The organism is Nocardiopsis dassonvillei subsp. dassonvillei DSM 43111 (assembly GCF_000092985.1).
Lineage (GTDB): Bacteria > Actinomycetota > Actinomycetes > Streptosporangiales > Streptosporangiaceae > Nocardiopsis > Nocardiopsis dassonvillei.
In genome coordinates this window covers 3,701,984-3,721,559 of the sequence record NC_014210.1, presented here as the reverse complement: position 1 = coordinate 3,721,559, position 19,576 = coordinate 3,701,984, and the positions used below count along the sequence as shown (strand labels likewise).

General features: G+C 73.0%; 16 protein-coding genes. 15 read left to right on the top strand and 1 reads right to left on the bottom strand.

Translation table 11 applies throughout. The features are described from left to right. The first annotated feature begins 69 nt into the window (after positions 1–69). The 14 genes from pyrR (at position 70) to NDAS_RS15265 (ending at position 17,134) form a co-directional block, all read left to right on the top strand. A complete protein-coding gene (gene pyrR, locus NDAS_RS15330) occupies positions 70–705 on the top strand; it encodes a bifunctional pyr operon transcriptional regulator/uracil phosphoribosyltransferase PyrR (RefSeq protein ID WP_013154122.1) in 636 nt (211 codons plus the stop codon). Then, on the top strand, positions 705–1,613 hold the full coding sequence (locus NDAS_RS15325; protein WP_013154121.1) for an aspartate carbamoyltransferase catalytic subunit: 909 nt from the start codon (positions 705–707) through the stop codon (positions 1,611–1,613). Before pyrR ends, NDAS_RS15325 begins: the two co-directional genes overlap by 1 nt. 166 nt (positions 1,614–1,779) lie before the next feature. Next, positions 1,780–3,081 carry a dihydroorotase gene (locus NDAS_RS15320; protein WP_013154120.1) on the top strand — a complete coding sequence of 434 codons (1,302 nt, stop codon included), beginning with the start codon at positions 1,780–1,782 and terminating at the stop codon, positions 3,079–3,081. A gap of 53 nt (positions 3,082–3,134) precedes the next feature. Next, positions 3,135–4,271, top strand: a complete 1,137-nt coding sequence (gene carA / locus NDAS_RS15315; protein WP_041553195.1) for a glutamine-hydrolyzing carbamoyl-phosphate synthase small subunit — start codon at positions 3,135–3,137, stop codon at positions 4,269–4,271. 16 nt (positions 4,272–4,287) lie between these two features. Then, complete coding sequence (gene carB / locus NDAS_RS15310; protein ID WP_013154118.1) at positions 4,288–7,590, top strand: carbamoyl-phosphate synthase large subunit; 3,303 nt, start codon at positions 4,288–4,290, stop codon at positions 7,588–7,590. 300 nt (positions 7,591–7,890) lie between these two features. Continuing rightward, positions 7,891–8,790 (top strand): dihydroorotate dehydrogenase electron transfer subunit, encoded by a 900-nt coding sequence (locus NDAS_RS15305; RefSeq protein ID WP_013154117.1) that lies wholly within the window; start codon positions 7,891–7,893, stop codon positions 8,788–8,790. Positions 8,791–8,842: 52 nt separating this feature from the next. After that, complete coding sequence (locus NDAS_RS15300; RefSeq protein ID WP_041552794.1) at positions 8,843–9,784, top strand: dihydroorotate dehydrogenase; 942 nt, start codon at positions 8,843–8,845, stop codon at positions 9,782–9,784. A gap of 317 nt (positions 9,785–10,101) precedes the next feature. After that, positions 10,102–10,818 (top strand): orotidine-5'-phosphate decarboxylase, encoded by a 717-nt coding sequence (pyrF, locus tag NDAS_RS15295; protein WP_013154115.1) that lies wholly within the window; start codon positions 10,102–10,104, stop codon positions 10,816–10,818. A gap of 409 nt (positions 10,819–11,227) precedes the next feature. After that, entirely contained in the window at positions 11,228–11,533 is a 306-nt protein-coding gene (gene mihF, locus NDAS_RS15290) for an integration host factor, actinobacterial type (RefSeq protein ID WP_013154114.1), read from the top strand. Positions 11,534–12,173: 640 nt separating this feature from the next. Next, positions 12,174–12,761: a guanylate kinase gene (gmk, locus tag NDAS_RS15285; RefSeq protein WP_013154113.1), complete on the top strand. Its 588-nt coding sequence runs from the start codon at positions 12,174–12,176 to the stop codon at positions 12,759–12,761. A 122-nt stretch (positions 12,762–12,883) separates the two neighbouring features. After that, positions 12,884–13,150 (top strand): DNA-directed RNA polymerase subunit omega, encoded by a 267-nt coding sequence (rpoZ, locus tag NDAS_RS15280; protein WP_013154112.1) that lies wholly within the window; start codon positions 12,884–12,886, stop codon positions 13,148–13,150. 220 nt (positions 13,151–13,370) lie between these two features. Further along, the gene (gene coaBC / locus NDAS_RS15275; protein ID WP_013154111.1) at positions 13,371–14,564 is read left to right on the top strand and encodes a bifunctional phosphopantothenoylcysteine decarboxylase/phosphopantothenate--cysteine ligase CoaBC; all 1,194 of its coding nucleotides are present in this window, start codon (positions 13,371–13,373) and stop codon (positions 14,562–14,564) included. Between the two features lie 256 nt (positions 14,565–14,820). Next, positions 14,821–16,014, top strand: coding sequence for a methionine adenosyltransferase (gene metK / locus NDAS_RS15270; protein ID WP_013154110.1), 1,194 nt, complete (start codon positions 14,821–14,823; stop codon positions 16,012–16,014). Between the two features lie 178 nt (positions 16,015–16,192). Continuing rightward, positions 16,193–17,134, top strand: coding sequence for a DUF11 domain-containing protein (locus tag NDAS_RS15265; RefSeq protein ID WP_013154109.1), 942 nt, complete (start codon positions 16,193–16,195; stop codon positions 17,132–17,134). A 56-nt stretch (positions 17,135–17,190) separates the two neighbouring features. Here the strand turns inward: NDAS_RS15265 and NDAS_RS15260 are convergent, their stop codons facing one another. After that, positions 17,191–18,423, bottom strand: a complete 1,233-nt coding sequence (locus NDAS_RS15260) for a DUF349 domain-containing protein (protein ID WP_013154108.1) — start codon at positions 18,421–18,423, stop codon at positions 17,191–17,193. A 452-nt stretch (positions 18,424–18,875) separates the two neighbouring features. Here NDAS_RS15260 and NDAS_RS15255 point away from each other — a divergent pair, with 452 nt between their 5' ends. Beyond that, a complete protein-coding gene (locus NDAS_RS15255) occupies positions 18,876–19,553 on the top strand; it encodes an MBL fold metallo-hydrolase (protein WP_013154107.1) in 678 nt (225 codons plus the stop codon). Positions 19,554–19,576 lie beyond the last annotated feature (23 nt).

Here is a 19,576-nt window from a genome sequence, read left to right as displayed (position 1 = left end):
CTGGTAGCGTGGATCCGATCGACATCCTTTAACGACCTGTTCAGTGAGGCAGGGAAGGGAGTCACTACTTTGCGTGCGCAAAAACCGACGACCGGTGACGCCGGTGGCGGTTCCCCCGCACCCGATGCGCCCGAGGGCACCCGCGCCGTCCTCGACGGCAGCGAGATCAACCGGGCGCTGACCCGCATCGCCCACGAGGTGCTCGAACGCACCAAGGGGGGCCGGGACGTCACCCTCCTGGGCATCCCCTCGCGGGGGGTCCCGCTCGCCCACCGCCTGGCACGGCGCATCGAACGGGTGGAGGACCTCACCGCCCCCGCGGGCTCGCTCGACATCACCATGTACCGCGACGACCTGCGCTCCGCCCCCGTCCGCGCCCTCGGCCGGACCGAGATCCCCCAGGGCGGACTCGACGACCGCGTCGTCGTCCTCGTCGACGACGTCCTCTTCTCCGGCCGCACCGTCCGCGCCGCCCTGGACGCCCTCGGCGACCTGGGGCGCCCCCGCGCCGTCCAGCTCGCCGTCCTGGTCGACCGAGGCCACCGCGAGCTGCCCATCCGCGCCGACTACGTGGGCAAGAACCTGCCCACCTCGCTGCGCGAGAGCGTCACCGTGCGCCTGGAGGAGACCGACGGACACGACGCGGTGCTGCTCGGCCCGTCCCGCCCCCGCACCCGCCCCGGCGCCACCGAGGGGAACGACTGATGCGCCACCTGCTCTCCACCGGCGACCTCTCCCGCGACGAGGCCACCCTCATCCTGGACACCGCCGCCGAACTCGCCCAGGTCGGCGACCGCTCCGTCAAGAAGCTGCCCACCCTGCGCGGGCGCACCGTGGTCAACCTCTTCTACGAGGACTCCACCCGCACCCGCACCTCCTTCGAGCTGGCCGCCAAGCGCCTGTCCGCGGACGTCATCAACTTCTCCGCCAAGGGCTCCAGCGTCTCCAAGGGCGAGAGCCTCAAGGACACCGCGCTGACCCTCCAGGCCATGGGCGCCGACGGCGTCGTCATCCGGCACAGCGCCTCCGGCGCCGCCCGCCGCCTCGCCAACTGGGTGGACGGGTCCGTCCTCAACGCGGGCGACGGCACCCACGAACACCCCACCCAGGCCCTGCTGGACGCCTTCACCATGCGCTCGCGCCTGGGGCGCCTGGAGGGGCTGCGGGTGGCCGTCGTCGGCGACATCCTGCACAGCCGGGTCGCCCGCTCCAACGTGCTGCTGCTCACCACCCTGGGCGCGCACGTCACCCTGGTCGCGCCGCCCACCCTGCTGCCGGTCTCGGTGCACACCTGGCCGTGCGAGGTCTCCTACGACCTCGACGAGGTCCTGCCCAAGTCCGACGTCGTCATGATGCTGCGCGTACAGGCCGAGCGCATGCACGAGTCGTTCTTCCCGTCCACGCGCGAGTACAGCCGCAACTACGGCCTGGACGGCGAGCGCCTGTCCCGCATGCCCGAGGAGGCGATCGTCATGCACCCCGGCCCGATGGTCCGCGGCATGGAGATCTCCGCCGAGGTCGCCGACTCGCCCCGCTGCACCGTCACCGAACAGGTCGCCAACGGCGTCAGCCTGCGCATGGCCGTGCTCTACCTGCTGCTCGGCGGCTCCTGACAACCCGGCCGCGGGGCCCCGTGCCCCGCGCCACCGCACCCGAGGGACGCGGGGCCCAGCCACGGGCCCGGGCGGCCCCGGCCCCCGCCGCGCCAGGCCCACCGGCGCGCCCCGGGGCCCCGCGCCGCCCCTCCCCATCCCAGAACACGAGGAAGCCAACACCGCGATGCCCGACACCCACGGACCGCACCTGATCCGCGGCGCCCGCCCCCTCGGCGGCGACCCCGTCGACCTGCTCCTGGCCGACGGCCGGATCGCCGCGACCGGCCGGGACCTGGACGCCCCCGAGGGCGCCCGGACCGTCGACGCCACCGGCCTGATCGCCCTGCCCGGTCTGGTGGACCTGCACACCCACCTGCGCGAGCCCGGCCGCGAGGACGCCGAGACGGTCGCCAGCGGCTCCCGCTCCGCCGCCATGGGCGGCTACACCGCCGTCCACGCCATGGCCAACACCGACCCCGTCGCCGACACCGCCGGGGTCGTCGAACAGGTCTGGCGCCTGGGCCGCGAGGCCGGGTACTGCGACGTGCGCCCCGTCGGCGCCGTCACCGTCGGCCTGGCCGGGGAGCGCCTCTCCGAGATCGGCGCCATGGCCGACTCCGCCGCGGGCGTGCGCGTCTTCTCCGACGACGGCATCTGCGTCTCCGACGCCCTGCTCATGCGCCGCGCCCTGGAGTACGTCAAGGCCTTCGACGGCGTCATCGCCCAGCACGCCCAGGAGCCGCGCCTGACCCAGGGCGCCCAGATGAACGAGGGCTCCGTCTCCGACCGCCTCGGCCTGCCCGGCTGGCCCGCGGTCGCCGAGGAGGCGATCATCGCCCGCGACTGCCTGCTCGCCCAGCACGTGGGCTCGCGCCTGCACGTGTGCCACGTCTCGACCAGGGGCTCGGTCGACATCATCCGCTGGGCCAAGGCCCGCGGCTGCGACGTCACCGCCGAGGTCACACCCCACCACCTCCTGCTGACCGAGGAGCTGGTGGAGGGCTACGATCCCGTCTACAAGGTCAACCCGCCCCTGCGCACCGCCGAGGACGTCCAGGCGCTGCGCGAGGGCCTGGCCGACGGCACCATCGACATCGTCGCCACCGACCACGCCCCCCATCCCGCGGAGGCCAAGGAGACCGAGTGGTCCACCGCCGCCATGGGAATGGTCGGGTTGGAGACGGCGTTGGCGGTCGTGCAGCGCACGATGGTCGACACCGGCCTGCTGACCTGGGCCGACGTCGCCGACCGCATGTCCGCGGCACCGGCCCGCATCGGCCGGGTCCACGACCACGGGCGTGACCTGGCGGTCGGCCAGCCCGCCAACGTGGTCCTGTACGACCCGGCCGCCGCCGTCGACGTGGACGGCGCGGCCATGGTCAGCAAGAGCGGCAACACCCCCTTCCGGGGCATGACCCTGCCCGGCCGGGTGCGCGCCACGTTCCTGCGCGGCACCCCGACCGTCCTGGAGGGGAAGATCCAGTGAGCACAGAACAGAACACCCGGGCCGCCCACGGCCCGGCGGAGGAGGGGGCGAACGTGTCCGAGAGCGGACCCGCGATTCTGGTACTCGAGGACGGCCGTGTCTTCCACGGCCGCTCCTTCGGCGCCACCGGGGAGACCTTCGGCGAGGCGGTCTTCAACACCGGCATGACCGGCTACCAGGAGACCCTCACCGACCCCTCGTACCACCGCCAGATCGTGGTGATGACCGCCCCCCACATCGGCAACACCGGCGTCAACGACGACGACCCCGAGTCCGGCCGCGTCTGGGTCGCCGGGTACGTCGTGCGCGAGCCCGCCCGCATCACCTCCAACTGGCGGGCCGAGCGCACCCTGGACGAGGAGCTGCGCCGCCAGGGCGTGGTCGGCATCGCCCTCACCGGCACCCGCGCCCTCACCCGCCACCTGCGCGACAAGGGCGTCATGCGCGCCGCCATCAGCACCACCGAGACCGACCCGCGGGCCCTGCTGGAGCGCGTGCGCCAGCAGCCCACCATGGCCGGGGCCGACCTGGCCGCCGAGGTCAGCACCGGCGAGCCCTACGAGGTCCTGCCGCCCGAGGGCGTGACCGCCCGCTTCCACGTCGCCGCCGTGGACCTGGGCATCAAGGCCATGACCCCCCAGCGCCTGGCCGAGCGGGGGTGCCGGGTCACCGTGCTGCCCTCCACCGCCACCGCCGAGGAGATCCTCGCCCTGGACCCGGACGGGGTGTTCTTCAGCAACGGCCCCGGCGACCCCGCCACCGCCGACGGGCCCGTCACCGCCATGCGCGGCGTCCTGGACGCGGGCAGGCCGCTCTTCGGCATCTGCTTCGGCAACCAGATCCTGGGGCGCGCCCTGGACCTGGGCACCTACAAGCTGCCCTTCGGGCACCGGGGCGTCAACCAGCCGGTGATCGACACCCGCTCCGGCAGGGTCGCCATCACCAGCCAGAACCACGGCTTCGCCGTCGAGGCCCCCCTCGACGAGCCCTTCGACACCCCCTACGGCCGGGCCGAGGTCAGCCACATCGGCCTCAACGACCGCGTCGTCGAGGGCCTGCGGCTGCTGGACCGCCCCGCGTTCAGCGTCCAGTTCCACCCGGAGGCCGCCGCCGGCCCCCACGACGCCGCCGAACTCTTCGACGCGTTCGTCGACCTGATGTCCGCCCAGCCCGCTCCGGCTGCCAAGTAGCAAGAGGAAGCAGAGCATGCCGCGCCGTAGTGACCTTTCATCCGTCCTCGTGATCGGCTCCGGCCCGATCGTGATCGGGCAGGCGGCCGAGTTCGACTACTCGGGCACCCAGGCCTGCCGGGTTCTGCGGGCCGAGGGCCTGCGGGTCATCCTGGTCAACTCCAACCCGGCCACGATCATGACCGACCCGGAGATCGCCGACGCCACCTACGTGGAGCCGATCACCACCGAGATGATCGAGAAGATCATCGCCAAGGAGCGCCCCGACGCGCTCCTGCCCACCCTGGGCGGGCAGACCGCCCTCAACGCCGCCGTCGCCCTGGACGAGGCGGGCATCCTCGCCAAGTACGGCGTCGAGCTCATCGGCGCCAACATCGAGGCCATCCAGTCCGGTGAGGACCGCGAGAGCTTCAAGGGCATCGTCGAGCGCATCGGCGGCGAGTCCGCCCGCTCGCGCATCTGCCACACCCTGGAGGAGTGCCTGGCCGCGGCCGAGGAGCTCTCCTACCCCGTCGTCGTGCGCCCCTCCTTCACCATGGGCGGCGCGGGCTCGGGCTTCGCCCACGACGAGTCCGAGCTGCGCCGCATCGCCGGGCAGGGCCTGGCGCTCTCCCCGACCACCGAGGTGCTCCTGGAGGAGTCCATCCTCGGCTGGAAGGAGTACGAGCTGGAGCTGATGCGCGACACCAACGACAACGTCGTGGTCGTGTGCTCCATCGAGAACCTCGACCCCATGGGCGTGCACACCGGCGACTCCATCACCGTCGCCCCCGCCATGACCCTCACCGACCGCGAGTACCAGAAGCTGCGCGACATCGGCATCGCCGTCATCCGCGAGGTCGGCGTGGACACCGGCGGCTGCAACATCCAGTTCGCCGTCCACCCCACCACCGGCCGGGTCATCGTCATCGAGATGAACCCGCGCGTGTCGCGCTCCTCGGCGCTGGCCTCCAAGGCCACCGGCTTCCCGATCGCCAAGATCGCCGCCAAGCTCGCCGTCGGCTACACCCTGGACGAGATCCCCAACGACATCACCCGGGAGACCCCGGCCAGCTTCGAGCCCACGCTCGACTACGTCGTCGTCAAGGTGCCCCGCTTCGCCTTCGAGAAGTTCCCCGGCGCCGACCCCGGCCTGACCACCACCATGAAGTCGGTGGGCGAGGCCATGGCCATCGGCCGCTCCTTCCCCGAGGCCCTCCAGAAGGCCATGCGCTCCCTGGAGAAGAAGGGCGTCGGCCTGACCTGGGAGGGCGAGCCCGGCGACAAGGACGAGCTGCTGCGCCTGGCCGCCACCCCCACCGAGCACCGCCTGCGCCAGGTCCAGCAGGCCCTGCGCGCCGGGGCCACCGTCGAGGAGGTCCACGAGGCCACCCGCATCGACCCCTGGTTCGTGGACCAGATGCTGCGCCTGGAGGAGGCGGCCCGCGTCCTGGCCGACGCCCCCAAGCTCGACGCCGACCTGCTGCGCCAGGTCAAGGGGCTGGGCTTCTCCGACCTCCAGATCGGCCAGATCACCGGCCGCAGCGAGGACGTGGTCCGCGAGCTGCGCCACGCCCTGGGCGTCCACCCCGTCTACCTGACCGTGGACACCTGCGCCGCCGAGTTCGAGGCCAGCACGCCCTACCTGTACTCCAGCTACGACGAGGAGACCGAGGTCCCCACGGGCGACCGCCCCAAGATCATCATCCTGGGCTCGGGACCCAACCGGATCGGCCAGGGCGTGGAGTTCGACTACTCCTGCGTCCACGCCTCCTTCGCCCTCTCCGACGCCGGGTACGAGACCGTGATGGTCAACTGCAACCCCGAGACCGTCTCCACCGACTACGACACCAGCGACCGGCTCTACTTCGAGCCGCTCACCCTGGAGGACGTGCTGGAGGTCGTGCGCGCCGAGCAGGCCGCCGGACCGGTCGTCGGCGTCATCGTCCAGCTGGGCGGCCAGACCCCGCTCGGCCTGGCCCGACGCCTCAAGGACGCCGGGGTGCCCATCATCGGCACCAGCCCCGAGGCCATCGACCTGGCCGAGGACCGCGGCGAGTTCGGCAAGGTCCTGGCCGACGCCGGGCTGCCCGCGCCCAAGTACGGCACCGCCTACTCCTTCGCCGAGGCCAAGGCCGCCGCGGACGAGATCGGCTACCCCGTCATGGTCCGCCCCTCCTACGTGCTGGGCGGCCGCGGCATGGAGATCGTCTACAGCGAGGCGATGCTCGCCGACTACATCGAGCGCAACGCCGAGGTCAGCCCCGAGCACCCGGTGCTCATCGACCGCTTCCTCGACGACGCCATCGAGATCGACGTCGACGCCCTCTACGACGGCCGCGACCTGTACCTGGGCGGGGTCATGGAGCACATCGAGGAGGCCGGGATCCACTCCGGCGACTCGGCGTGCACCCTGCCCTCCATCACCCTGGGCCGCGAGGACATCGAGCGCATCCGCTACTCCACCGAGGCCATCGCCCGCGGCACGGGCGTGCGCGGCCTGATCAACGTCCAGTACGCGCTCGCCTCCGGTGTGCTCAACGTCCTGGAGGCCAACCCGCGCGCCTCGCGCACCGTGCCGTTCGTGTCCAAGGCCACCGCGGTGCCGCTGGCCAAGGCCGCCGCCCGCGTCATGGCCGGGGCCACCATCGCCGAACTGCGCGAGGAGGGCATGCTGCCCGCCCGCGGCGACGGCGGCGACCTGCCCGTGGACGCCCCGGTGTCGGTGAAGGAGGCCGTACTGCCCTTCAACCGCTTCATCGACAAGGAGGGCGAGGGGGTCGACACCATCCTCGGCCCCGAGATGCGCTCCACCGGCGAGGTCATGGGCCTGGACACCGAGTTCGGCGCCGCCTACGCCAAGTCGCAGCTGGCCCTCAACGACTCCCTGCCCGAGCGGGGCCGGGTGTTCGTCTCGGTGGCCAACCGCGACAAGCGCTCGATGATCTTCCCGGTCAAGCGCCTGGCCGACCTCGGCTTCGAGATCCTGGCCACCGAGGGCACCGCCGTGGTCCTGCGCCGCAACGGCGTCCACGCCACCGTGGTGCGCAAGCACAGCGAGGGCAGCGGCCCGGCGGGCGAGCCCACCATCGTGCAGCTCATCCACTCCGGGGGCGTCGACCTCATCGTCAACACGCCCTTCGGCAGCGCCGGGCAGGCCGGACCGCGTCTGGACGGCTACGAGATCCGCACCGCGGCCGTGGTGCGCGGCGTGCCCAGCGTGACCACCGTGCAGGGCCTGGCCGCCGCGGTCCAGGCCATCGAGGCGCGGGTGCGCGGGGACCTCGGCGTGCGCTCCCTCCAGGAGCACGCGAGCACCCTCACCGCCAGCCGGGCCTAGGCTGTTCCTCTTCGGGCCTCCGCTCCGCCCGCCCGTCGCCCGCCACCGCCCGCGGGGGCGCTTCGCGCCGGGCGGGCCACCGCCCTCGACGGACGGCACACGCAGTACCTTCCTGTTTCGGGCGCCCGGAGAGCGGGCGCCCGAAACAGCCGGGGCGGCGGGCGGGGGCGCCGTGGACGGTGTGTCCACGGCGCCCCCGCCTATACGGTTGGCGCACAGGACGACGCAGGAATCCCAGAGGGGGGAGGGCGGCGCCGACGCCCCGGTGTCCGCGACACCGGGCCCGGGCGCCACGACCTGATGAGCGACAACGGACCGGTGCAGACCAGGTGCCCCGTGCTGAACGTACGCAGGGTGGACGCCTACTACGCCATCACCGTGGTCGCCCCGGGCATAGCCGAGCGGTTCCGCTCCGGGCAGTTCGTTTCGGTGGCCGTCGGCGGCGACCACTCCAGCACCCTGCTGCGCCGCCCCTTCGCCATCCACGACGTCAAGCCCGACTACGGCGGCACCGTCGAGTTCCTGTTCTCGGTACGGGGCACCGGCACCGCCTGGCTCTCCGAGCGCCGCTCGCGCGACCTGCTGGACGTGGTCGGCCCCCTGGGCCGCCCCTTCCCGCTGCCCCGCGAGCCGGTCAACTGCGTGCTGGTGGGCGGGGGCTCGGGCAGCGCCCCGCTGTTCCCGCTCGCCCAGTCGCTGCGCAGGCGCGGCTGCCGGGTGGACTTCGTGCTGGGCGCCGCCTCCGCCGACCGGGTGTTCAGCGCCATCACCGCCCGCCGCATCGCCGAGACGGCCGCCTTCACCACCGACGACGGCTCCTTCGGCACCCGCGGCCGCGTCACCGACGTCCTGGGCAGGGTGATCGAGGAATGCCGGTCCGACGCCGTCTACGCCTGCGGCCCCATGCCGATGCTGCGCGCGGTCACCTCCGTGGCGGCCAGCCACGGCATCCCCGTCCAGGTGGCGGTGGAGGAGACCATGGCCTGCGGCACCGGGATCTGCATGACCTGCGTCATCCCGGTGGTGGGCGAGGACGGGATCACCCGCATGGTGCGCTCCTGCGTGGACGGCCCGGTCTTCCGGGGCGAGCAGGTGCGCTTCGACGACGTGGGCACGATCCCCTTCGACGCCCTGGGCGCCCCGGGTTGGAAGGGCTCCAGCGCGGCCCGCGCCGCGGAGACGGCCCGCGACATCGCCTGAGGGCCCCGGACCCGCCCCGGGACCGACCACCACCAGACAGTGGGTGAGAGAGTTGAACGCAGACCTCAGGACCCGGCTGGGCGGCTGGGAGCTGCCCAATCCCGTGGTCACCGCCGCCGGGTGCGCCGGAGCGGGCCGCGAGCTGGCCCAGTTCCTCGACATCGCCTCGATCGGCGCCGTCACCACCAAGTCGGTGATGCTGGAGCCCCACGCCGGGCGCCCGTCCCCGCGCATGGCCGAGACGCCCAGCGGGATGCTCAGCACGACGGGCATGCAGGGTCCGGGCGTGGACGTGTTCCTCCAACGGGACCTGCCCTGGCTGCTCTCCCGGGGCGGACGGGCGATCGTCTCCGTCGCGGGCACCGGCATGGCCGAGTTCGGCGAACTCGCCAGACGCGTGTCCGCCGCGGACGGGGTCAGCGCGATCGAGGTCAACCTCTCCAGCCCGGACCCGTCCGACCCCGCGGGGCGCCGCTACGTGGACGACGCCGCCCAGGCCGCGGCCGTGGTGCGCACGGTGCGCTCCCACACCCGTTCGGGGCTGCCGGTGTTGGCCAAGCTCGCCGCCGACGTCCCCGACGTGGTGGAGCTGGCCGCCGCGTGCGTGGAGGCGCGCGCGGACGGGCTGTCCATGGTCAACACCGTGCGCGGCATGGCCGTGGACACCCGCACGCTGCGCCCGGCGGTGGCCGGGGGGATGGGCGGGCTGTCGGGGCCGGCGATCCGACCGCTGGCGGTGGGGTGCGTCTACCGGGTGCACGAGGCGCTTCCGGACGTGCCCATCATCGGGATGGGCGGGGTCCGCACGGGTGCCGACGTGATGGAGTTCATGGCGGCCGGGGCCTCCGCGGTGGCGGTCGGCACGGTCAACTTCTCCGACCCCTCGGCGTGCGCCCGCGTGCTCCGCGAGTTCACCGAACTGCTGGAGGCCCGCGGGCTGAGGCGGGCCGCCGACCTGGTGGGCGCCGCGCACCGGACGGGTGTGGGGGCGTGACAGGCCGGGCACGCGGCGCACAAGGGCCCTGACCGGCCTGAACGGCGTTCAGATGGCGCTGTGCGACCAAACACGCGCAATTGGTCTCTACCACTGTCCTGACCGTTACGTCCCGTCTGCGGCCGTCTGGGAGGCCGTTACGGGGAAGTGACACGGGTGGGGCGCATGAAGCGGCTCATCCGGGGAACCGCACACTTGATGGTGTGCACATGACAGCGAACGTGCATTCTCAGGTGCCGCGGTAAGCACGTCCGCAAGTACGTCCGTGCCTTGCACGCGCCGACCCCGGTCGGCGGCACACGATGGGAGATACCGACATGACCGAGACCACCGCGCCCTCCGCGCCCATCGCCGTGGCGCTCGACGCCAGGGACCTGGAGACCGCGGCCACCTGGGCCTCAGCGGTCGCGCCGCACGTGAGCACGGTCAAGGTGGGCCTGGAGCTGTACCTGCGCTACGGGCCCGACGTGGTCAGCGCGGTGCGCGGGGCCAGCCGGGTGGGGGTCTTCCTCGACCTGAAGCTGCACGACATCCCGGCCACGGTCGCCGGCGCCGCGCGCAGCGTCGCGGGCCTGCGGCCCTCGATCCTGACCGTCCACGCCGGGGGAGGGGCGGACATGGTCCGGGCCGCGGTGGAGGCCGCGCCGGAGACCAGGATCGCCGCCGTGACGGTGCTCACCTCGATGGACGAGGACGACCTGGAGCAGGTGGGGCTGCTCGGTCCGGCCCGCGACGCGGTGCGGCGCCTGGCGGTCCTGGCCGTGGGCGCCGGGGCCCGCGCGCTGGTCTGCTCACCCCAGGAGGTGGCCCTGCTCCGCTCCGAGGTCGGACCGGACGTCACCCTCATCACGCCGGGCGTGCGCCCGGCGGGGGCGGACAGGGGCGACCAGTCGCGCGTGGCGACCCCGGAGGAGGCCGTGGCGGCCGGCGCTGACCTGTTGGTCATCGGCCGCCCCATCACCCGCGCGCCGGACCCGGGGGCGGCGGCGGCCTCCCTCGCGGCGGCCGTGCGCCGGGCGGGTGTGCGCGTGTAGGGAGCGAAGGGGGAGGGGGCCGCGCGGGCGCCCTTCGACGGTGTCCGGAGGTGTTGGGCCAAGGGATCGACGGATCGGGGAGACGAACCGGTGCACGGGAGTCTGACACGACCGATTATGGGTCACTGTCAGTCACTGATTTGGCGTGTCCGAAACCCGCCGAGCACTGCCGAGAGTGACCCGCGTCACCCCTGCGTGACCTGCGCTGGTGGCACCCTCCGGACCTCCTTCAATCGGGACCAAAGTCCCGGTTTTCGTCTCGCAGTGCAGTCGAATAACAACTCTCAGTAGTTAGTTCGACGAAATAGCCGTTGAAAGGGCACTTTGCGTTGCCTAACAGGGGTCAGACCTACTAACTTGCGCAGGCGTCCGCCCTCTACAAACGAGTAGAAATCCGAGGTGACCCGGCGTGGCCCTTCCTCCCCTGACACCCGAGGCCAAGGCCGCCAAGGCCAGAAAAGAGCGCGCGGAGGTCAAGAACAAACTGAAGAACGGCGGCATCTCGCTGTCCGAGGTCCTTTCCAACGGCCTCAAGGACGACGTCATCGGCAAGATGAAGGTTTCGGCTCTGCTCGAATCCCTTCCCGGCGTCGGCAAGGTCCGGGCCAAGCAGATCATGGAGCGGCTCAACATCGCCGAGTCGCGCCGTGTCCGCGGTCTGGGAACCAACCAGCGCGCCGCCCTCGAGGCCGAGTTCGGCGACCTCACCAAGTAACACCAGGCAGTACCCGCAGCACCCAGCAGTACCGAGCAGCACCTGAAAGCAGTGCACCGGTCCGCCGCGTCCCCCACAGTCGCGGCGCACACCACGCCGCGACAGCGGCCGACCCCCGGTGAGCCAGGCAGGGCCGCGGTCGGCGGACGGGTGACCCCAGGTCACGACCGTCCGCCGCGCCGCGGCCCTTCGCTCACCCCGGGCGCGGTGTGTGTCGAGGCGGGTCTGGGCCGTGTGCCGCGGCCCTTGGCTCACCCCGGGCGCGGTGTGTGTCGAGGCGGGTCTGGGCCGTGTGCCGCGGCCCTTGGCTCGCCCCGGGCGCGGTGTGTGTCGAGGCGGGTCTGGGCCGTGTGCCGCGGCCCTTGGCTCGCCCCGGGCGCGGTGTGTGTCGAGGCGGGTCTGGGCCGTGTGCCGCGGCCCTTGGCTCGCCCCGGGCGCGGTGTGTGTCGAGGCGGGTCAGGACCGTGCGCCGCTGCCCGGTGGTATAAAGGGAGCTTCCCGCGACCGTACGCGGACACCCCGCACACCAGACCGCCCGCACGGTGACGGCGCCCGGACCGGCTTCGGCCCGCCGGAGCGCGACGCGAGGGCCACGGCCCCGCCCGTGGCGGGCGGGCCCGAAGGGAAGCCTCGAACACACATGCCCGATCCCGGATCCCAGTCCCGCCCGGCGCAGAAGCGGCTGACCGTGCTGTCCGGACCCTCGGGTGTGGGCAAGAGCACGGTGGTGGCCCACCTGCGCCGTGAGAACCCCGACGTGTGGCTCTCGGTCTCGGTCACCACGCGCCGCCCCCGCCCGGGCGAACAGGACGGCGTCCAGTACCACTTCGTCACCGATGAGGAGTTCGACCGCCTCGTCGCCGAGGACCAGCTCCTGGAGTGGGCCCAGTTCGCCGGCAACCGCTACGGCACCCCGCGCCGACCCGTCGAGGAGCGCCTGCGCGCCGGAGTGCCCGTCCTGCTGGAGATCGAGCTCCAGGGCGCCCGCCAGGTGCGCGAGTCCATGCCCGACGCCCTGCACGTCTTCCTCGCCCCGCCCTCCTGGGAGGAGCTGGTGCGCCGCCTCACCGGACGCGGCACCGAGTCCGACGAGGTGATCCAGCGCCGCCTGGACGTGGCCAGGGTCGAGCTGGCCGCCGAGAAGGAGTTCGACACCACCCTCGTCAACACGTCCGTACAGGAAGTGGGCGACGAGCTGCTAGCGTTGATCACCGCGCCCAAGGTGTGATAGCGGCCGGGCCCGGAGGGCCCGCGCCATCCGCGCCGCGCCGGGAACCGTCCCGACGGCGCCCCAACGTCCGTCCACCGCGGCTCCACGACGAGCCGCGGAACATTCCTGGGGGTAATGAAGTGGCTGGTACCGAGCCCGTCGCCGAAGGCATCACCAACCCGCCGATCGACGATCTGCTGGAGCTGGTGGACAGCAAGTACAGCCTGGTCACCATGGCCTCCAAGCGGGCCCGCCAGATCAACGCCTACTACGCCCAGCTGGGCGAGGGCCTGCTGGAGTACGTCGGCCCGCTGGTGGAGACCCAGGTCCAGGAGAAGTCGCTGTCCATCGCCCTGCGCGAGGTCAGGTCCGGCCTGCTCACCGCGGAGCCCTACGAGGGTTCCTGACCCGTCTTTCTCCGCGTGCTCGCGAGCTCGCACGGGGCTCGGGGCGCGGAGAACCGGGTTCCGCGCTCCAAGGGGCACGGCGTCCTCGTCGGCGGCTCGACTCCTCTCGCGGGGTCCGGTGCGCCCCTCGCCTTCCGCGCGCCCGCCGCGCCCCTGGCGCGCGCGGGGCGGCCGGGGGCTGGTAGAACTCCTTTCTGTGAGTGACACAAACGTTCCCCGCGTGGTCCTCGGCGTCGGCGGCGGCATCGCCGCCTACAAGGTCTGCGAACTGCTGCGCCGCCTGACCGAGTCCGGCCACCGGGTCCGGGTCGTGCCCACCGCCGAGGCCCTGCGCTTCGTCGGTGAGCCCACCTGGGCCGCCCTGTCCGGCCAGCCCGTCGCCACCGGAGTGTGGGACGGGGTCCACGAGGTCCCGCACGTGCGCATCGGCCAGGAGGCCGACCTGGTGTTCGTGGCACCGGCCACCGCCAACATCATGGCCAGGGCCGCCGCGGGCCTGGCCGACGACCTGCTCACCAACACCCTGCTCACCGCGCGCTGTCCGGTGGTCTTCGCTCCCGCGATGCACACCGAGATGTGGGAGCACCCCGCCACGCAGGCCAACGTGGCCACCCTGCGCTCGCGCGGCGCCGTCGTCCTCGACCCGGCCGTGGGCCGCCTGACCGGCGCCGACACCGGACGCGGGCGCCTGCCCGAGCCCTCCGAGCTGTTCGAGGCCGCCCGCCTCGTGCTGCGCCGCGGCGCCGCCGCCCCCGACCTGGCCGGACGGCGCGTGGTGGTCTCCGCGGGCGGCACCCGCGAGGCCGTCGACCCCGTCCGCTTCCTGGGCAACCACTCCTCGGGCAAGCAGGGGTACGCCCTGGCGCGCACCGCCGCCGCCCGCGGCGCCGACGTGACCCTGGTCGCCGCCAACGTCTCCCTGCCCGACCCGGCCGGGGTGCGCGTCGTGCGCGCGGGCTCGGCCGTGGAGCTGGCCGAGGCCATGGAGGCCGAGCGCGTCGGCGCGGACGTGATCGTGATGAGCGCCGCGGTGGCCGACTTCCGGCCGGTCGCCAGCGCCGCCTCCAAGATCAAGAAGAGCCCCGGCGCGACGCCCGCGCCCATCGAGCTGGCCGAGAACCCCGACATCCTCGCCGGGCTGGTCGCCTCGCGCGACGCCGAGGGGCTGGCGCAGACCGTCGTGGGCTTCGCCGCCGAGACCGACGACGTGATCGCCAACGGCCGGGCCAAACTGGCCCGCAAGGGCTGCGACCTGCTCGTGGTCAACCAGGTCGGCGGCGGGCGCGCGTTCGGCACCGAGGACAACCAGGCCGTCATCCTGGGCTCGGACGGCAGTGCGGTGGACGTGCCCACCGGACCCAAGGAGGACCTCGCCGACCGTGTCTGGGACCTGGTACTGCCGCGCCTGGGCTGAAGCGCCCGCCTGGCGCGGCCCGGTCGAACAAGCGGGTGCCCAGGACTGGATTCCCACCGCGGAGTACGTCAGACTTCAACGTGCACCCGTGGCGACCGGGGAGGTCGTCCGCGGGGTGCCCGCCCCCAGCAGTCCCGTTACAGTGGACCAATAACCAACCCCGTCGGTCGGTATTGGCCGCCTCGGCAGGCAGCCGGGGGCGCCCGTGCCGCACCGGCACATGTCAGCCAGCAGCCGCTGCAAGGAGTCACGCAACGTGTCCCGCCGCCTTTTCACCTCCGAGTCGGTCACCGAAGGCCATCCCGACAAGATGGCCGACCAGATCAGTGACGCGATCCTCGACGCGATGCTCACCCACGACCCGCGCAGCCGGGTCGCGGTCGAGACGCTGATCACCACCGGTCAGGTCCACATCGCGGGCGAGGTCACCACACAGACCTACGTCGACATCCCCGCCATCGTGCGCGGAAAGATCCTCGAGATCGGCTACGACTCCTCCGCCAAGGGGTTCGACGGCGACTCCTGCGGGGTCAACGTCTCCATCGACGCGCAGTCCCCCGACATCGCCCAGGGTGTCGACACCGCCTACGAGGCGCGCGTCGGCAACGAGGACGACGCCCTCAACCGGCAGGGCGCGGGCGACCAGGGCCTGATGTTCGGCTACGCCAACCGCGAGACCCCCGAGCTCATGCCGCTGCCGATCAAGCTGGCGCACTCCCTCTCCGAGCGCCTGGCCGGGGTCCGCCGCAACGGCACGGTGCCCTACCTGCGCCCGGACGGCAAGACCCAGGTCACGGTCGAGTACGACGGCCAGACCCCGGTCCGCCTGGACACCGTCGTGGTCTCCAGCCAGCACTCGGCCGACATCAACCTCGACGAGATGCTCGCCCCCGACATCCGCGAGCACGTGATCGAGCCGGTCGTGGCCGCCTACGGCCTGGAGTCCGACGACTACCGGCTCCTGGTCAACCCGACCGGCCGGTTCGAGATCGGCGGCCCCATGGGCGACGCCGGTCTCACGGGCCGCAAGATCATCGTGGACACCTACGGCGGCTACGCCCGCCACGGTGGCGGCGCCTTCTCCGGCAAGGACCCGTCGAAGGTGGACCGCTCGGCCGCCTACGCCACCCGCTGGGTCGCCAAGAACATCGTCGCGGCCGAGCTCGCCGAGCGCGCCGAGGTCCAGGTGGCCTACGCCATCGGCAAGGCGCACCCGGTCGGCGTGTTCATCGAGACCTTCGGCACCGAGAAGGTCGCCCCGGAGCTGATCGAGAAGGCCGTCAAGGAGGTCTTCGACCTGCGTCCGGCCGCCATCGTGCGCGACCTGGACCTGCTGCGCCCGATCTACTCCCGGACCGCCGCCTACGGCCACTTCGGCCGTGAGCTGCCCGAGTTTACGTGGGAGAGCACCGAGCGCGCCGCCGCGCTGCGCTCCTTCGTGGGCGCCTGAGCCGCACCCGCGGCACCGGTTCCCGCGAGGGGACTCCAGGGCGCGCACGGCCGTCACCGGCCGTGCGCGCCCTTGCGCGTGTTCCGGGTTCCTCCGCATGGCGCACGATCGAAGTGACTACTCCGTGTTATTCCGTATAGACGTAATGTCATTTCTGTGCTCGTACGCGGAGGAGACCATGGCCGTAGCAACGGCGGTGTCTGCGGTGGGGCTGGTGGCCCTGCTCGCCCTGCCCGGCGCCCACCACGCACCCGGCAAGTCGGGAGGCGGCGGAGGGGAGGTCGTGCCCGGCGCGGACAGCCTGCACGTGGCCCTGGAGTCCCGCGCCGAAGCGCGGCGGCCGGGCCCGGGCGACCGGATCCACTACACGGTCAACGTGCGCAACGACGGAGGCAAGGCGGTGCCTGAGGCCGAGATCGTGCAGTTCCTCCCCCCGACCGTGCGCTACGTCTCGGGGACGTCCGGGGCCGAGCCGGGGGAGGGGCGGGTGACCTGGTCGCGGTCCCTGGAGCCCGGCGACCGCGCGAGCATGCGTTTCACCGGCGAGATCACCGCGGTCCGCGGCGGGGGAGAGCACCCGGTCGCCACGGTCTGCGCGCGCCCGGAGCCGGGAGCGGTGCTGGTCTCCTGTGACGCGGCCGTGCACCGCGTCCACGGAGCGGTGCCGCCGGTGTGGGTGGTCACGGGACTGGCCTTCGCGGCCTCGGTGGCGCTGTGCGTCGGCGGCCTGGTGCGCCACCGCGACACCCGGAACCGGTTGGAGGGGGAGCCCGGAGCGGAGACGGTGCCCGCCCGCGCGAACGCCGACGGAGCGGGGGAGGCCGCCGTGAGCGCGGCCCGGGTGCCCGTCGGGACCGGATCCGCCGCGGCGGAGGGGACCGCCGACCGGCCGCGGACCGTGCTGGAGACGCTGGTCGTCCACAGGGCGGCGCCCGACCCCGTCCCCGTCACCGCGCGGAGCGAGCGGGCGCACGGGCCGGACGCGGGGGAGACCGAACCGCGAGAGGCGCACGAGTCCGTACGCGTGCCCGACCCCGGGCCGGAGCCCGAGCCCGTACCCGCCGAGACCGCGCACGCGCCCGCGGAGGAGCCCGAACCGGTCGCCGGGCCGCGCGGCTGACCCGGGGCCGCACATGCGGATGGGCCGCGCCACGTGGCGCGGCCCGTCCAACGGGCTCAGCTCAGCTCGTCGAGGGCCTTCTCCGCCTCGGCCAGCCACGAGCGGCGGGCCTCCAGCGCGTCCTCGTACTCTCTGACCCGGCGCTCGTCGCCCCTGTCCCTGGCCTTGCCCAGCTTGGCCTCCAGGTCGGCGATCGCCGCCGCCAGCTGCGCGACCGTGTCCCTGGCGCGGGCCCGCGCCTCGGGGTTGCTGCGCTCCCACTCGGCGTCCTCGGCCCGGCGCACGCCGTCCTCGATCTGCCGGAAGGCGCCCTCCAGCTGGTCGCGCACGTCGCGCGGTAGCTCACCGGCCTCCTCCCAGGCGTCCTGGAAGTCGCGCAGCCGCGCACGCGCCCGGCGAGGGTCGGAGATCTTCGGGATCTCCGCCTGGGCCTCGGCCAGGATCCGCTCCTTGGCCTCGGCGTTGACCCGCAGTTCGGCGTCGCGCTCGGCGAAGGTCGCGTTGCGCGCGTCGAAGAAGGTGTCCTGCGCGGCCTTGAAGCGCGCCCACAGCTTGTCCTCGCTCGCCCGGTCCGCCCGGCCGCTGCGCTTCCAGCGCTGCATCAGGTCGCGGTAGGCGCGGGCCGTGGCCCCCCAGTCGGTGGAGCCCGACAGGGCCTCGGCCTCCACCACGATGCGCTCCTTCTCCGCACGCACCGACTCGCGCTCCTGGTCCAGGCTGGCGAAGTAGGCCTTGCGCCGCTTGGAGAAGGAGTTGCGCGCCGCCGACATGCGCTTCCACAGCGCCTGCTCGGTGGGCCGGTCGGCCCGCGGCGCCTTCTTCCACTCCTCGATGAGCTGGAGCATCCGCTCGCCGCCGGACTTCCAGTGCGTCGTCTCCACCGCGACCCGCTCGGCCTCGGCGACGATGCGCTCCTTGACCTCCCGGGCCTGGCCGCGCGCCTGCTCCTGGGCCTGCTTCTGCTCGACCTTGCGCTCCTCGGCGCGGCCCGCCAGTGCGTCCAGGCGGCCCATCAGCGACTCCAGGTCGCCGACCGCGTTGGCCTCCCGGACCGAGTCTCGCAGCTTGTCGATGTTCGACATCGCGGCGGAGGCGGACAGGTCGGTGTTGCGGAGCCGGTTCTCCAGCAGCTCCACCTCGGTGACCAGGGAGTCGTACTTGCGTCGGAAGAAGGCCAGAGCCTCCTCGGGCGCCCCCGCCTGCCACGATCCGACGACCCGCTCGCCTTCGCTCGTGCGCACGTAGACCGTGCCTTCGTCGTCTACGCGGCCCCAAGGGTCCGTGGTCACCGTGTCCTCCTGCTGTCATGAACCCGGCCGTGGGGCGGGTTCGGGTCGTCGCGTCGCACTCCTCGCCGGTTCGCGATGGGAACCACCGTGCTGAGCACGATATCCCCGCGATCCGGTGGGAGGCGCCGCGCCGTGAATTCACGTCTGCGCAGATCACGCGGGTCCGCGCGCCCTCGGGTATGGGGCCGGGCCGCCCTCCCGCCCAGCGCTGGCGCAGGTCGGGGCCCCGGCGTGCACCAAGGACGGTGACCAATATGGCATTACCACGCGGTTTGGCAAAGAGGCCAGCCGCGCGCGGTGATCGAATGGTGATCAAACGCGTACCCGGGCACGACGACCGGGTCGCCGCCCCCGCCCCGCCTCGATAGGCTGCACCGGGGGGACGCTGCGTCCGGACCGGGACCCGCCGCCCCGCGACCGCGCACCCGACCGAGGACAGGACGACATCCGCCGTGCTCATCGCCGCACTTCCCACCGGGCCCCTCGCCGCGAACTGCTACGTGCTCGCACCGGCCCCGGGCGGCGACTGCGTCATCGTCGACCCCGGCCAGGAGGCCACCGAGCAGGTCGACAAGGTCCTGTCCGAGCACGGGCTGACCCCCGTCGCGGTGCTGCTCACCCACGGCCACTTCGACCACGTGTGGTCGGCCGCCGACCTGTGCGCGCGCCACGGCGTCCCCGTCCACCTGCACGCCGCGGACCGCGGACTGCTCACCGAGCCCGCCGCGGGGGTGGACCCCGGCTTCGCCGCGCAGCTGTCCGCCCTGCTGGGCCCGGGCCCCCACCCCGAGCCCGACGACCTGGTCGAGGTCGGCGGCGGCGACACCCTCACCCTGGCCGGACTGGACTTCGGGGTCGAGCACACCCCCGGCCACACCCCCGGGTCGGTCGTGTACACGGTGACCACCGAGGACGGCGTCCCCGTGATGTTCGCCGGGGACCTGGTCTTCGCCGGTTCCATCGGCCGCACCGACTTCCCTGGCGGCGACCACGCCGCCATGCTGCGCAGCCTCGCCAGCGCCGTGCTGGGCCGCCCCGACACCACCCAGGTCCTGCCCGGCCACGGACCGGCCACCACCGTCGAGCGCGAGCGGGCCACCAACCCCTACCTGCGCGATATCGCCGGCTGACACCGTGCCCCGGCCGCCCTCTT

Coding starts and splice junctions, on each gene's coding strand:
- NDAS_RS15325 (WP_013154121.1), top strand. CDS start 705: ATGCGCCACCTGCTCTCCACCGGCGACCTCTCCCGCGACGAGGCCACC.
- NDAS_RS15320 (WP_013154120.1), top strand. CDS start 1,780: ATGCCCGACACCCACGGACCGCACCTGATCCGCGGCGCCCGCCCCCTC.
- carB (WP_013154118.1), top strand. CDS start 4,288: ATGCCGCGCCGTAGTGACCTTTCATCCGTCCTCGTGATCGGCTCCGGC.
- NDAS_RS15305 (WP_013154117.1), top strand. CDS start 7,891: ATGAGCGACAACGGACCGGTGCAGACCAGGTGCCCCGTGCTGAACGTA.
- pyrF (WP_013154115.1), top strand. CDS start 10,102: ATGACCGAGACCACCGCGCCCTCCGCGCCCATCGCCGTGGCGCTCGAC.
- gmk (WP_013154113.1), top strand. CDS start 12,174: ATGCCCGATCCCGGATCCCAGTCCCGCCCGGCGCAGAAGCGGCTGACC.
- NDAS_RS15265 (WP_013154109.1), top strand. CDS start 16,193: ATGGCCGTAGCAACGGCGGTGTCTGCGGTGGGGCTGGTGGCCCTGCTC.